A 13,407-nucleotide genomic window follows, 5' to 3' on the forward strand; every position below is an offset into this window, starting at 1 on the left:
CGCTTCCAGCGTAGGCGGGCACGGTCACCCGGTCGCGCTCAGCCGCCGTACGCCCCCGAGGCCGTCAGCCGCAGCGCGGTGTCGATCAGCGGAACATGGCTGAAGGCCTGCGGGAAGTTGCCGACCTGGCGCTGCAGGCGCGGGTCCCACTCCTCGGCGAGCAGGCCGAGGTCGTTGCGCAGCGCGAGAAGCTTCTCGAACAGCTTGCGGGCCTCGTCCACCCGGCCGATCATCGCCAGGTCGTCCGCCATCCAGAACGAGCAGGCCAGGAAAGCCCCCTCGTCGCCCGGAAGACCGTCGACGCCCTCGCTCTCGCCCTCCGTCGGGTAGCGCAGGATGAACCCGTCCGGGGTGGACAGCTCGCGCTGGATCGCCTCGATGGTGCCGATCACCCGCTTGTCGTCCGGGGGCAGGAAGCCCATCTGCGGAATCAGCAGCAGCGAGGCGTCCAGCTCCTTGGAGCCGTAGGACTGGGTGAAGGTGTTGCGCTCCTTGTCGTAGCCCTTCTCGCAGACGTCCCGGTGGATGTCGTCGCGCAGTTCCTTCCAGCGCTCCAGCGGGCCGTCCGCGTCACCGGACTCGATCAGCTTGATGGTGCGGTCCACCGCCACCCAGGCCATGACCTTGGAGTGCACGAAGTGCCGGCGCGGTCCGCGCACCTCCCAGATGCCCTCGTCCGGCTCCTGCCAGTGGTCCTCCAGGTAGCGGATCAGCTTCAGCTGGAGCAGGGAGGCGTAGTCGTTGCGGGCCAGACCTGTCATATGGGCCAGGTGCAGGGCCTCGGTGACCTCGCCGTACACGTCCAGCTGGAGCTGGTGCGCCGCGCCGTTGCCGACCCGGACCGGGGCCGAGCTCTCGTAGCCGGGCAGCCAGTCCAGCTCGGCCTCGCCCAGCTCGCGCTCGCCCGCGATGCCGTACATGATCTGCAGGTTCTCCGGGTCGCCCGCGACCGCGCGCAGCAGCCACTCGCGCCAGGCGCGGGCCTCGTCGCGGTAGCCCGTGCGCAGCAGCGAGGACAGGGTGATCGCCGCGTCCCGCAGCCAGGTGTAGCGGTAGTCCCAGTTGCGGACGCCGCCGATGTCCTCGGGCAGCGAGGTGGTGGGGGCGGCCACGATGCCGCCGGTGGGGGCGTACGTCAGCGCCTTCAAGGTGATCAGCGAGCGGACCACCGCCTCGCGGTACGGGCCGTGGTACGTGCAGTGCTCGACCCAGTCGCGCCAGAAGTCCTCCGTCGCCTGCAGCGACTGCTCGGGCTCCGGCAGCGCCGGCGGCTGCTTGTGCGAGGGCTCCCAGGAGATCGTGAACGCGATCCGGTCACCCGGGGCGACCGTGAAGTCGGAGTAGGTCGTCAGCGCCTTGCCGTAGGTCTCGGCCTCCGTGTCGAACCACACCGAGTCGGGACCGGCGACCGCCACCGTCCGGCCCTCGTGCTTGTGAACCCAGGGCACCACCCGGCCGTAGGAGAACCGCATCCTGAGCGCCGAGCGCATCGGCACCCGGCCGGTGACGCCCTCCACGATCCGGATCAGCTGCGGGGCGCCGTCGCGCGGGGGCATGAAATCCGTCACGCGGACGGTGCCGCGCGGGGTGTCCCACTCCGATTCCAGGATCAGCGAGTCGCCGCGGTAGCTCCGCCGGGCGGCCGTGGGCGGAGCCGCGTCGGCCGCGTGCGCCGGGCCGAGCCGCCAGAAGCCGTGTTCCTCGGTGCCCAGCAGGCCGGCGAAGATGGCATGCGAGTCGAAGCGGGGCAGGCACAGCCAGTCGACTGTGCCGTCCCGGCAGACCAGTGCCGCGGTCTGCATGTCTCCGATGAGTGCGTAGTCTTCGATGCGCCCGGCCACGTGCAACTCCAGTCGAACGGCCACGTCACCCCCGCACAGGGGGGCTGTCGCTAGTGCGGTCAAGGGGTCGTTGTTGTGCGTCGTTGAGCGGTGAAGCAAAGCAGCCCGCCGAGCCCTGAGGCAAAACGACAGTCCTTGCTCAACGAACTGCCGCGCTCTCGTTGTTCCGGGTGATGCAGGCGGGGGTGTGCCGTCGTTTCCGGCCGGGCTCGGCAGCGAGTGTCCGAGCAGGATACGACGCACGTAGATGATCTGCGTGCCGCTCTGGGCAACCCGTGTGGGCCGAACGAGTGACCTGCGGGTGAGAACGACGGGACCGCTGCGGCCCTGTCGGCGCATGTGGCGGGGCTTTCCGTGTCGGCGCGGGCGCGGAGCGTGGCCGGAAGCCATCCCGCCCGGGCGCTGATACGCTGGTAGCCCGTGGACCGGTGGGCGAAAAACCCCCGAACCGCAGCGACGGCACCCCCGAAGCATCCGGATCGGGAGCCGTACCGCACGACAGCCAGCGACCACGGGAGCCCCCTCTTGGCCATGACGCCCAAATCCACGACGACCAAGCACATCTTCGTCACCGGGGGTGTCGCCTCCTCTCTCGGCAAGGGCCTCACCGCCTCCAGCCTGGGCATGCTGCTCAAGGCCCGCGGCCTGCGCGTCGTGATGCAGAAGCTGGACCCGTACCTGAACGTCGACCCGGGCACGATGAACCCCTTCCAGCACGGTGAGGTGTTCGTCACCAACGACGGCGCCGAGACCGACCTGGACATCGGCCACTACGAGCGCTTCCTCGACCGCGACCTGGACGGCTCCGCCAACGTCACCACCGGTCAGGTCTACTCGACGGTGATCGCCAAGGAGCGGCGCGGCGAGTACCTGGGCGACACCGTGCAGGTCATCCCGCACATCACCAACGAGATCAAGCACCGCATCCGGCGCATGGCCACCGACGAGGTGGACGTCGTCATCACGGAGGTCGGCGGCACGGTCGGCGACATCGAGTCGCTGCCGTTCCTGGAGACCGTCCGCCAGGTCCGCCACGAGGTCGGCCGGGACAACGTCTTCGTCGTGCACATCTCGCTGCTGCCGTACATCGGCCCCTCCGGCGAGCTGAAGACCAAGCCGACCCAGCACTCGGTCGCCGCGCTGCGCAACATCGGTATCCAGCCGGACGCGATCGTCCTGCGCTGCGACCGCGAGGTCCCGACCGCCATCAAGCGCAAGATCTCGCTGATGTGCGACGTCGACGAGGCCGCGGTCGTGGCCTGCCCCGACGCCCGCTCGATCTACGACATCCCGAAGACCGTGCACGGCGAGGGCCTGGACGCCTATGTCGTCCGCAAGCTGGACCTGCCCTTCCGGGACGTCGAGTGGACGACCTGGGACGACCTGCTCGACCGCGTCCACAACCCGGACCACGAGATCACCCTCGCCCTGGTCGGCAAGTACATCGATCTGCCCGACGCCTACCTCTCGGTCACCGAGGCGCTGCGTGCGGGCGGCTTCGCCAACAGGGCCCGTGTGAAGATCAAGTGGGTCACCTCCGACGACTGCAAGACGGCGGCGGACGCCGCGCAGCAGCTCGGTGACGTCGACGGCATCTGCATCCCGGGCGGCTTCGGCGACCGCGGTGTGCTCGGCAAGGTCGGTGCCATCCGCTTCGCCCGCGAGAACAGGATCCCGCTGCTCGGCCTCTGTCTGGGCCTGCAGTGCATCGTGATCGAGGCGGCCCGCAACCTCGCCGACATCACCGACGCCAACTCCACCGAGTTCGACTCCGCCACCGCCCACCCGGTCATCTCCACCATGGCCGAGCAGCTGGACATCGTCGCCGGCGAGGGCGACATGGGCGGCACGATGCGGCTCGGCATGTACCCGGCCAAGCTGGCCGAGGGCTCCATCGTGCGCGAGGTGTACGACGGCAAGGAGTACGTCGAGGAGCGGCACCGCCACCGCTACGAGGTGAACAACGCCTACCGCGCGGAGCTGGAGAAGAAGGCAGGCATCCTCTTCTCGGGCACCTCGCCGGACGGCAAGCTCGTCGAGTACGTCGAGTACCCGCGCGATGTCCACCCCTACCTGGTCGCCACGCAGGCGCACCCCGAGCTGCGCTCGCGGCCGACCCGTCCGCACCCGCTCTTCGCCGGCCTGGTGAAGGCGGCCGTCGAGCGCCAGCAGGCCGAGGGCGCGCGGAAGAATTCCAAGTAACACACCAGCTGTACGGTGGCCGGGGTGCATACCTTCAACAAGGTGGGCATCCCGGCTTTCGGCTGGCCGGTTCTTTGTGAAGGCGTGTGGAAGGACAGGGCATGACGATCAAGGACACACCCGAGGAGTGGGAGATCCGCAGGACGGAGACCCCCTTCACGGGCAACAAGACCTCCGTCCGCACGGACGAGGTGGTCATGCCCGACGGCTCCGTGGTCCGCCGCGACTATCAGGTCCACCCCGGCTCGGTCGCCGTCGTCGCCCTGGACGAGGAGGACCGGGTCCTGCTCATCCGCCAGTACCGCCACCCGGTGCGGCACAAGCTGTGGGAGATCCCGGCCGGTCTGCTCGACGTGCCCGGCGAGAACCCGCTGCACGCCGCCCAGCGCGAGCTGTACGAGGAGGCGCACGTCAAGGCCGAGGACTGGCGGGTGCTGACCGACGTGTACACCACCCCCGGCGGGTGCGACGAGGCCGTGCGGATCTTCCTCGCCCGGAATCTGTCCGAGGCCGAGGGGGAGCGCTTCGAGACGGAGGACGAGGAGACCGACATGGAGTACGCGCGCGTGCCGGTCGACGAGCTGGTGCGCCGGGCGCTCTCCGGCGACGTGCACAACAACTGCCTCGTCGTGGGCGTCCTCTCGCTGGTGGCGGCCCGGGGCGGGGACGGGCTCGACGCCCTGCGCCCGGCCGACGCGCCGTGGCCCGCGCGTCCCTTCGCGTCCTGAACTCACCCGTTCGCGCATTGGTGTGACGATCGCCTGATCCGATCGAGGGACGTGCCCGTCGCGCTCCATCCGGAACGTCGCAGAGCGTGAACTAGGCTCTGGAAACGCCCGTACCGGAAGATCCGGCGGGCTTGCGCGTGCGGTGGGACGGGAGTGTGGCCCGTGACGGATCAGGCGGTGGACACAGACGGTGTGCGGCTGTCCGCACATCCGGCCACGGCGGACCATTTCCTGGGCCGCACACGGGAGTTGAAGGACCTGCGCGCCGACATCGAGCGTGCGGGTCTGGACACCCTCTCCGGCCGGAAGGCCCCCCGCGCGCGCGTGCTCCTGATCGCCGGCCGCCCCGGCTCGGGCCGGACCGCGCTCGCCGAGGAACTCGTGCGCCAGGTCGCCGAGCGTTACCCCGACGGAGTGCTGCGGGCCCGGCTCAGTGAGCCCGACGGCACCCCCGTACCGGTCGAGCGCACCGCGCGTGAGCTGCTCACCGCGCTGGACGTGCGGGCGCCCGCGGGAGCCGCCGAGGACGACCTGACCGCGGCGCTGCGCGCGGCCCTCGCCGAACGGCGCGCGCTGCTCCTGCTGGACGACGCGGCCGGCGCCGAGCAGGTCGACGCCCTGCTGCCGGACGCCCCGGAGTGCCTGGTGGTCGCCGTCTCCGGGGGCCCGCTCACCGGCATCGCGGACGTCCGCCCGTGCACCCTGGGCGGCCTCGACACCAAGTCGGCGGTGGAACTGCTCACCCGCTACACCGGCTCGGTCCGCATCACCGTCGACCCGCGCTCCGCCGAGAGCCTGGCCGAGGCGTGCCAGGGCCACCCGGCCGCGCTCACCCTGGCCGGCGGCTGGCTCGCCTCCCGGCCCCAGGCGGCCGTCTCCGACCTCGCCAAGCGGATGCACACCGACACCGACGAGGGCGCCGACGGCACTCCGCTCGCCCGCGTCTTCAAGCTCGTCCACAACCAGTTGCCGGGCCCGGCCGCCCGGATACTGCGACTGCTCTGGCTGGCCCCGGCCGGCCTGATCGACCCGCACACCGCCTCCGCGCTGGCCGGCTGCTCGGTGGGCGCCGCCCGCGCCGCCCTTGACGAGTTCGTCGCCCTCGGTCTGCTGCGGGCGGTGGACTCCCCGCTGCCCGAGTACGACGTCCCCGGCTGCCTGCACCCGCTGCTGCGCTCCCTCGCCGAGGCCCAGGAGCGCCCGGCGGAGCTGCAGCTGGCCCTGGCCCGCATGCTGGAGCGGACCGTACGGCTGCTGCAGTCGTGCCGGGCGATCACCGAGACGGACAGCCCGCAGGCCCGCGACAAGCTGCAGGAGATGCCCCGGGCGCTCCGCTTCCCCACACCCCGCGCGGCCGCCGACTGGCTGCGGGTCCGCAGGCCCGCCCTGCTGGCCGCGGTCCGCCTCGCGGTGGCCGACGGGGAGCTGGACACCCTCGCCCGCCGGCTGATGTCCCAGCTGGTCAGGGCCGTGGCGGCGCACTTCGGCACGCAGGCGGCCGCGCCCGATCTGTACGGCGTCCACAGCATGGTCCTCGATGTCGCCGAGCGGCGCGGGCTGCACCGGGAGAAGGCCGCGGCCCTGCTGAACCTGGGCGATCTGGACGCACAGACCGGCCGCACCCTGGCGGCGCTGGCCCGCTACCGGGCCGCCCTGGACGCCGGACGCGAAGCAAATGACCCGTATGCGACCGGCCGCGCGATGGAATCCGTAGGTGGCGCCCATCAGGAGCTGGGGGACTACGACCGGGCCGCCGACTGGTTCGGCCGGGCCCTCGCGGAGCGGCTGGCCCGGGGTGAGCGCACGGAGGCCTCCCGGCTGTACGGCCGCATCGCCACCGCCCACACCTATGCGGGCCGCTACGGCGAGGCGCTCAGGAACTGGCGGGCGGCCGCCGCCGGATACCGCAAGGACGGCGATATCGGTGCCCACGCGCGGGCGTTGAGCGAGCTCGCCCGGGTCCAGGAGTACGCGGGGCGGCCCGAGGAGTCGCTGCGCACCTGCCAGGAGGCGGCGGAGTGGGCGCGGCGTGCCGAGGAGGTCCGGTTGCAGGCCGCGCTGCAGCTCCGGCTGGCGGACACCCTGGACCGGCTCGGCGACCCCACGGCCGCCCGCCTGCACCGCGCGACGGCCCAGCGCATGCTGGGCGAGGAACAGCAGGAGGACGGATCCAGTCCGGAACAGGACACTGACGCCTGCGAAATCCGTAGTGCTTCCGACAAAGATTGATGCAATGAAAGGCTAGACACTCGGAACGCCTTCATTAAACTGGCTCTGCCGCTCGTTCTCCTGCGGTGTCTCCCGGTGTGCCCCTGCATGCCTGGGTATGTCATGTAATGCACCCCCCATACCCTCTGAGCCAAGGACCGTGATCGACGTGAAGGTCGGCATCCCCCGCGAGGTCAAGAACAACGAGTTCCGGGTGGCCATCACCCCCGCCGGTGTGCACGAGCTGGTGCGCAACGGCCACCAGGTCGTCATCGAGCGGGGCGCCGGCCTCGGCTCGTCGATCACGGACACCGAGTACGTGTCCGCCGGTGCCGGGATCCTCGAGACGGCGGACGAGGTCTGGGCCGCCGCCGACCTGCTGCTGAAGGTCAAGGAGCCCATCGCGGAGGAGTACCACCGCCTCCGCAAGGACCAGATCCTCTTCACCTACCTGCACCTGGCCGCTTCCAAGGAGTGCACGGACGCGCTCATCGAGTCCGGCACCACGGCCATCGCCTACGAGACGGTCGAGCTGCCGAGCCGCGCGCTGCCGCTGCTCGCCCCGATGTCCGAGGTCGCGGGCCGCCTGGCCCCGCAGGTCGGCGCCTACCACCTGATGGCTCCGGTCGGCGGTCGCGGCGTGCTGCCGGGCGGCGTCCCGGGTGTGACCCCGGCCAAGGTCGTCGTCATCGGCGGCGGTGTCTCCGGCTGGAACGCCACCCAGATTGCCGTCGGCATGGGCTTCGACGTGACCCTGCTCGACCGTGACATCAACAAGCTGCGCGAGGCCGACAAGGTCTTCGGCAGCAAGGTCAAGGCGATCATGTCCAACTCCTTCGAGCTGGAGAAGGCCGTCCTCGACGCCGACCTCGTCATCGGCGCCGTCCTCATCCCGGGCGCCAAGGCCCCGAAGCTGGTCACCAACGAGCTGGTGTCCCGCATGAAGCCCGGAAGTGTTCTTGTCGACATCGCGATCGACCAGGGCGGCTGCTTCGAGGACTCGCGTCCCACCACGCACGCCGAGCCGACCTTCCGGGTGCACAACTCGGTCTTCTACTGCGTCGCCAACATGCCGGGCGCGGTGCCCAACACCTCCACCAACGCCCTCACCAACGCGACGCTGCCGTACATCGTCTCGGTGGCCAACAACGGCTGGGTCGAGGCGCTGCGCCGCGACGCCGCGCTCGCCAAGGGTCTCAACACCCATGACGGCAAGGTCGTTTACAAGGAGGTCGCCGAGGCGCACGGCCTGGAGCACGTGGAGCTGGAGTCCCTGCTCGGCTGACCCCTCCGACCTGGTGTGTCGCTAAGTCGCCGTCAGGCAAAAGGCGATACGTCAACACAGATCGTCAACACTGCGCACCCGGCCGGACCTTGCCCGACAAGGTCTGGCCGGATGTGTGTATGGTCACTTTGCGGCTCTCGGTCAACTCGCCTCGAACGTAACCCTTCGACCGATTCGCACACCGGTGAAACCTACTGTGCGACGGCCGTACGCCCTTGACAGAGGGATGTTTCATTGCCGACACATCCTGCCGGGTCCGGCGGATTGTGTTGCTGCGGACCGCCGACACGCCATAGAGTCGCCAACCGTCGGCATAGTGCCACGCTGACCTTGTCTAGAAGTTTCCTGGTCCCCAAGGAGGTAAGACGACTTGTGAATGAGTCGACATTTTCTCCCGGGGGTGGTCGACCAGGAATGCCTGTACGGGGCCAGGGCCCCGAGGGATTCGAGGCTGTCGGCTCCGTAGCTGTGCGCACCTTCGCAGCCCACCAGAGTTCGGGTCCGCACACGGTCCGGACAGCACACCAGAGCATGGATGGCCATCACGTGAACGCCATGGCCGGCGACGGAAGTGGCGCGCCCCACAACCACTTCGCCGACTACGACGAACTGCCCGAGGGGCACTTCTACGACCCCGACGCCGAGTACGAGCCCGATCCCGAGTACGCGGCCACGCTCGCGCCCGACGCGGCCCGCCAGCGCCGTGAGCGCGTCGGCCCGACCGGACGCCCGCTGCCGTACTTCCCGATCCCGGGTCCGCTGACCGATCACGGCCCCGCGAAGATCATCGCGATGTGCAACCAGAAGGGCGGCGTCGGCAAGACGACGTCGACCATCAACCTGGGTGCCGCGCTCGCGGAGTACGGCCGGCGCGTGCTGCTCGTGGACTTCGACCCGCAGGGCGCGCTGTCGGTGGGTCTCGGCGTCAACCCGATGGAGCTGGACCTCACCGTCTACAACCTGCTCATGGAGCGGGGCATGTCGGCGGACGAGGTCCTGCTGAAGACGGCGGTCCCCAACATGGACCTGCTGCCCTCCAACATCGACCTGTCGGCCGCCGAGGTCCAGCTGGTCTCCGAGGTCGCGCGCGAGTCGACGCTGCAGCGTGCCCTCAAGCCCCTGCTGCCCGACTACGACTACGTCGTGATCGACTGTCAGCCCTCGCTCGGCCTGCTCACGGTCAACGCGCTGACGGCCGCGCACAAGGTGATCGTGCCGCTGGAGTGCGAGTTCTTCGCCCTGCGCGGTGTGGCCCTGCTGACCGAGACCATCGAGAAGGTCCAGGAGCGGCTCAACCCCGAGCTGGAACTGGACGGCATCCTGGCCACGATGTACGACTCGCGCACCGTGCACAGCCGTGAGGTGCTCGCGCGTGTCGTCGAGGCGTTCGACGACCACGTCTACCACACGGTCATCGGCCGCACGGTCCGCTTCCCGGAGACCACGGTCGCCGGCGAGCCGATCACCACCTACGCCTCCAACTCCGTCGGTGCCGCCGCCTATCGCCAGCTCGCCAGGGAGGTGCTCGCCCGGTGTCACGCCGAGTGAGTCTGCCCGGTGCCGACGAACTGTTCCGTACGACAGGGGGCACGGCGCTCCAGCCGTCCTCGCCCCGGCGCGGGGCCAACGGTGAGGCCCGGGTGCCGGCTCCCGCGGGAGAGAGCGACGACGTCGCCGCCGCCGAGGACATGCCGCCGTCGGTGCCCGTCCAGGGCGGTGACGGAGAGGGCGCGGAGCACGCCGCGGCGGAGGCGGAGCCGGCCGGGACCGGCGAGTCCCGCAGCCGGCCGGGGCGGCAGCAGACGGCGCAGGAAGGTTCTTCTGCCGCCTCGTCCGCGACGGCCGCACAGCCTCGCAAGCGCGGGCGTGCGGCCAACCGGCGGCCCAGCGGACGCGAGCGGCACGACGAGAAGATCACGGTGTACGTCTCGGCCGAGGAGCTGATGGACCTGGAGCACGCGCGACTCGTGCTCCGCGGCGAGCACGGTCTCGCCGTCGACCGCGGGCGCATCGTGCGCGAGGCGGTCGCCGTGGTCCTGGCCGACCTGGAGTCCCGAGGAGACGCGAGCATCCTGGTACGGCGGCTGCGCGGGCGGTAGCGGTAGCCTGCGGGGGCCATGACCTCGAACGACGTTCCCGTACCGGCCCCCGGCGCAGGCGCCGGCCGTCGGCGTGTGCTGGGGCGGGGGCCGGGAACTCCTCGGGCCGAGCAGGCCGCGGTGCCGGTGGAGGTCGCCGAGCCCGAGGTTCTTGCGCCGGAGATCGCCGAGCCGGAGACCGTTGAGCCGGAGACTCCCGAGCCCGAGATCGCTGAGCCGGAGATTCCCGAGCCGCAGTTCCCCGAGCCGGAAATGCCTGGGCAGGCGCCGGACACGTCCGTACCGGAGCCGGAGCCCGAGCCCGAGCCACAGCGTGGGCCGCAGCCCGAGCCCGAGCCGCAGCGTGGGCCTGAGCGGACCTCCCTGTCCTCCGGGAACTCCGAACCCCAAGAGCCGTCCGACGGTGTCTTCAAGGTCCGTCTCTCGAACTTCGAGGGCCCCTTCGACCTCCTTCTCCAGCTCATCTCCAAGCACAAGCTGGACGTCACCGAGGTCGCCCTCTCCAAGGTCACCGACGAGTTCATGGCGCACATCCGGGCCATGGGGCCGGACTGGGACCTGGACCAGACGACCGAGTTCCTCGTCGTCGCCGCCACCCTGCTGGACCTCAAGGCCGCCCGGCTGCTGCCCACCGCCGAGGTCGAGGACGAGGCCGACCTGGCACTGCTGGAGGCCCGGGACCTGCTGTTCGCACGGCTGCTGCAGTACCGCGCCTACAAGCGGATCGCCGACATCTTCAACGAGCGCCTGGACGAGGAGGCGCGCCGCTACCCCCGTACCGTCGGCCTCGAACCCCAGCACGCCGAGCTGCTGCCCGAGGTCGTCATCAGCATCGGCCCCGAAGGCTTCGCCAAGCTCGCCGTCAAGGCGATGCAGCCCAGGGCCAAGCCGCAGGTGTACGTCGACCACATCCACGCCCCACTGGTCAGCGTGCAGGAGCAGGCGGGGATCGTGGTCGCACGCCTGAAGGAACTCGGCGAGGTCAGTTTCCGGGCGCTGGTGGAAGACACCGACGACACCCTCACGGTGGTGGCCCGCTTCCTCGCGCTGCTGGAGCTGTACCGCGAGAAGGCGGTCGCGCTGGACCAGGAGACCGCGCTCGGGGAGCTGATCGTGCGCTGGACCGGCAGCGAGGGGGACGCGGCGCCGATGGTCACCGACGAGTTCGACCGGCCGCCCGAGGAGCCCAAGGAGGAGAAGAAGGCATGAGCGAGGAGACCGCGGAACTCCTGTCGGGACTCCGTACCGTCGCCGATCTCGACCTCAAGCCCGCCCTGGAGGCGGTCCTCATGGTCGTGGACGAGCCCGCGACCGAGGAACACCTGGCGAAGATCCTGGAACGGCCGAAGCGGCAGATCGCGGACGCGCTGCGGGAGCTGGCCGACGACTACACCGTGCAGCGCCGCGGCTTCGAGCTGCGGTTCGTCGCGGGGGGCTGGCGGTTCTACAGCCGTGCCGAGTACGCGCCCGCCGTCGAGCGGCTCGTGCTGGACGGCCAGACGGCCCGTCTCACCCAGGCGGCGCTGGAGACCCTGGCCGTAGTCGCCTACCGCCAGCCGGTCAGCCGCAGCCGCGTCTCCGCGGTGCGCGGGGTGAACTGCGACGGTGTGATGCGCACCCTCCTGCAGCGCGGTCTGGTCGAGGAGGCGGGCACGGAACCCGAAACAGGTGCGATCCTGTACAGGACGACGAACTACTTTCTGGAGCGGATGGGCCTGCGCGGCCTGGACGAGCTTCCGGAGCTCGCGCCCTTCCTCCCGGAGGCGGAGGCGATCGAGGCCGAGACCCAGGAGGGCGTGCCGTCGTTCGATCCGGACGCTCCGGATTCCGAGGACGCAGACGACAAGACGGAACTTTGATGCGAAGCAGTAGCGGCAGGAACAGCAGCGGAAACAACGGCGGGAGCCGTGGTGGCAACAGCGGCGGCCGCGGCGGGAGCAGCGGCGGCCGCGGTAATGACCGCGGCGCCGGGAACGCCCGCGACGACAAGCAGGGCGGCCGGCCGAAGAAGCCGCGCCCGGAGGAGCGGCGCTACGACGTAGGCCCCGGCGCCACCCAGGACGGCCCGAAGTCGGGTCGTGGCGCTTCGGCGCGCGGCGGCGCCAAGGGCGGGCCCAGGCAGGGCCAGAGCACCGGGCGCGGCCGTACGGTTCCGGCGAGTTCCCGTGAGTACGACGCCCGCGCCGAGGAGCGCAACCGCGAGCGGTACGCCGGCAAGAAGGACGTCAAGCTCCCGAAGACCTTCCCGGGCGCCGAGCAGGAGGGCGAGCGGCTGCAGAAGGTCCTCGCGCGCGCGGGCTACGGCTCCCGCCGGGCCTGCGAGGAGCTGATCGAGCAGGCGCGCGTCGAGATCAACGGTGAGATCGTCCTGGAGCAGGGCCGCCGCGTGGACCCGGAGAAGGACGAGGTCAAGGTCGACGGCCTGACGGTCGCGACGCAGTCGTACCAGTTCTTCTCGCTCAACAAGCCCGCCGGTGTCGTCTCCACGATGGAGGACCCGGAGGGGCGCCAGTGCCTCGGTGACTACGTCACCAACCGCGAGACCCGGCTCTTCCACGTCGGCCGGCTCGACACCGAGACCGAGGGTGTCATCCTGCTCACCAACCACGGCGAGCTGGCGCACCGTCTCACGCACCCGAAGTACGGCGTGAAGAAGACCTACCTCGCCGCCATCGTCGGCCCGATCCCGCGCGACCTCGGCAAGCGTCTCAAGGACGGCATCCAGCTGGAGGACGGCTACGCGCGCGCGGACCACTTCCGGGTCGTCGAGCAGACCGGCAAGAACTACCTCGTCGAGGTGACCCTGCACGAGGGTCGCAAGCACATCGTTCGGCGCATGCTCGCCGAGGCCGGCTTCCCGGTCGAGAAGCTGGTGCGCACGTCCTTCGGGCCGATCACCCTGGGCGACCAGAAGTCGGGCTGGCTGCGCCGCCTGTCCAACACCGAGGTCGGGATGCTCATGCAGGAGGTCGACCTCTAGGAGGCGCCTGCGTGGCTTTCTGGCGGCCGGTCCCGGGATTCCCGGGACCGGCCGTCGTCGTATG

10 protein-coding genes are annotated in these 13,407 nt (G+C 70.5%); 9 read left to right on the forward strand and 1 reads right to left on the reverse strand.

The annotated features are described in order from the left end of the window. Positions 1–38: 38 nt before the first annotated feature. Positions 39–1,841 carry a glycoside hydrolase family 15 protein gene (locus tag ACIRU3_RS31555; RefSeq protein WP_404063703.1) on the reverse strand — a complete coding sequence of 601 codons (1,803 nt, stop codon included), beginning with the start codon at positions 1,839–1,841 and terminating at the stop codon, positions 39–41. A 531-nt stretch (positions 1,842–2,372) separates the two neighbouring features. On the opposite strand from ACIRU3_RS31555, the gene ACIRU3_RS31560 reads away from it, so the two are divergent. The 9 genes from ACIRU3_RS31560 (at position 2,373) to ACIRU3_RS31600 (ending at position 13,343) form a co-directional block, all read left to right on the forward strand. Beyond that, on the forward strand, positions 2,373–4,043 hold the full coding sequence (locus tag ACIRU3_RS31560) for a CTP synthase (protein ID WP_404063384.1): 1,671 nt from the start codon (positions 2,373–2,375) through the stop codon (positions 4,041–4,043). A gap of 101 nt (positions 4,044–4,144) precedes the next feature. After that, complete coding sequence (locus ACIRU3_RS31565) at positions 4,145–4,771, forward strand: NUDIX domain-containing protein (protein ID WP_404063386.1); 627 nt, start codon at positions 4,145–4,147, stop codon at positions 4,769–4,771. Positions 4,772–4,933: 162 nt separating this feature from the next. After that, entirely contained in the window at positions 4,934–7,000 is a 2,067-nt protein-coding gene (locus tag ACIRU3_RS31570) for a tetratricopeptide repeat protein (RefSeq protein WP_404063388.1), read from the forward strand. 139 nt (positions 7,001–7,139) lie between these two features. Next, complete coding sequence (gene ald, locus ACIRU3_RS31575; RefSeq protein WP_404063391.1) at positions 7,140–8,264, forward strand: alanine dehydrogenase; 1,125 nt, start codon at positions 7,140–7,142, stop codon at positions 8,262–8,264. 414 nt (positions 8,265–8,678) lie between these two features. Continuing rightward, complete coding sequence (locus tag ACIRU3_RS31580; RefSeq protein ID WP_404063394.1) at positions 8,679–9,812, forward strand: ParA family protein; 1,134 nt, start codon at positions 8,679–8,681, stop codon at positions 9,810–9,812. Further along, complete coding sequence (locus ACIRU3_RS31585) at positions 9,797–10,363, forward strand: hypothetical protein (protein ID WP_404063397.1); 567 nt, start codon at positions 9,797–9,799, stop codon at positions 10,361–10,363. The genes ACIRU3_RS31580 and ACIRU3_RS31585 overlap by 16 nt, the downstream gene beginning before the upstream one ends. A gap of 18 nt (positions 10,364–10,381) precedes the next feature. Then, on the forward strand, positions 10,382–11,572 hold the full coding sequence (locus ACIRU3_RS31590; RefSeq protein ID WP_404063400.1) for a segregation/condensation protein A: 1,191 nt from the start codon (positions 10,382–10,384) through the stop codon (positions 11,570–11,572). After that, entirely contained in the window at positions 11,569–12,222 is a 654-nt protein-coding gene (gene scpB / locus ACIRU3_RS31595) for an SMC-Scp complex subunit ScpB (protein ID WP_404063403.1), read from the forward strand. The genes ACIRU3_RS31590 and scpB overlap by 4 nt, the downstream gene beginning before the upstream one ends. Then, positions 12,222–13,343 (forward strand): pseudouridine synthase, encoded by a 1,122-nt coding sequence (locus ACIRU3_RS31600; protein WP_404063406.1) that lies wholly within the window; start codon positions 12,222–12,224, stop codon positions 13,341–13,343. Before scpB ends, ACIRU3_RS31600 begins: the two co-directional genes overlap by 1 nt. The last annotated feature ends 64 nt before the right edge of the window (positions 13,344–13,407 follow it).

The sequence above is a fragment of the Streptomyces sp. NPDC101151 genome, assembly GCF_044768335.1.
Lineage (GTDB): Bacteria > Actinomycetota > Actinomycetes > Streptomycetales > Streptomycetaceae > Streptomyces.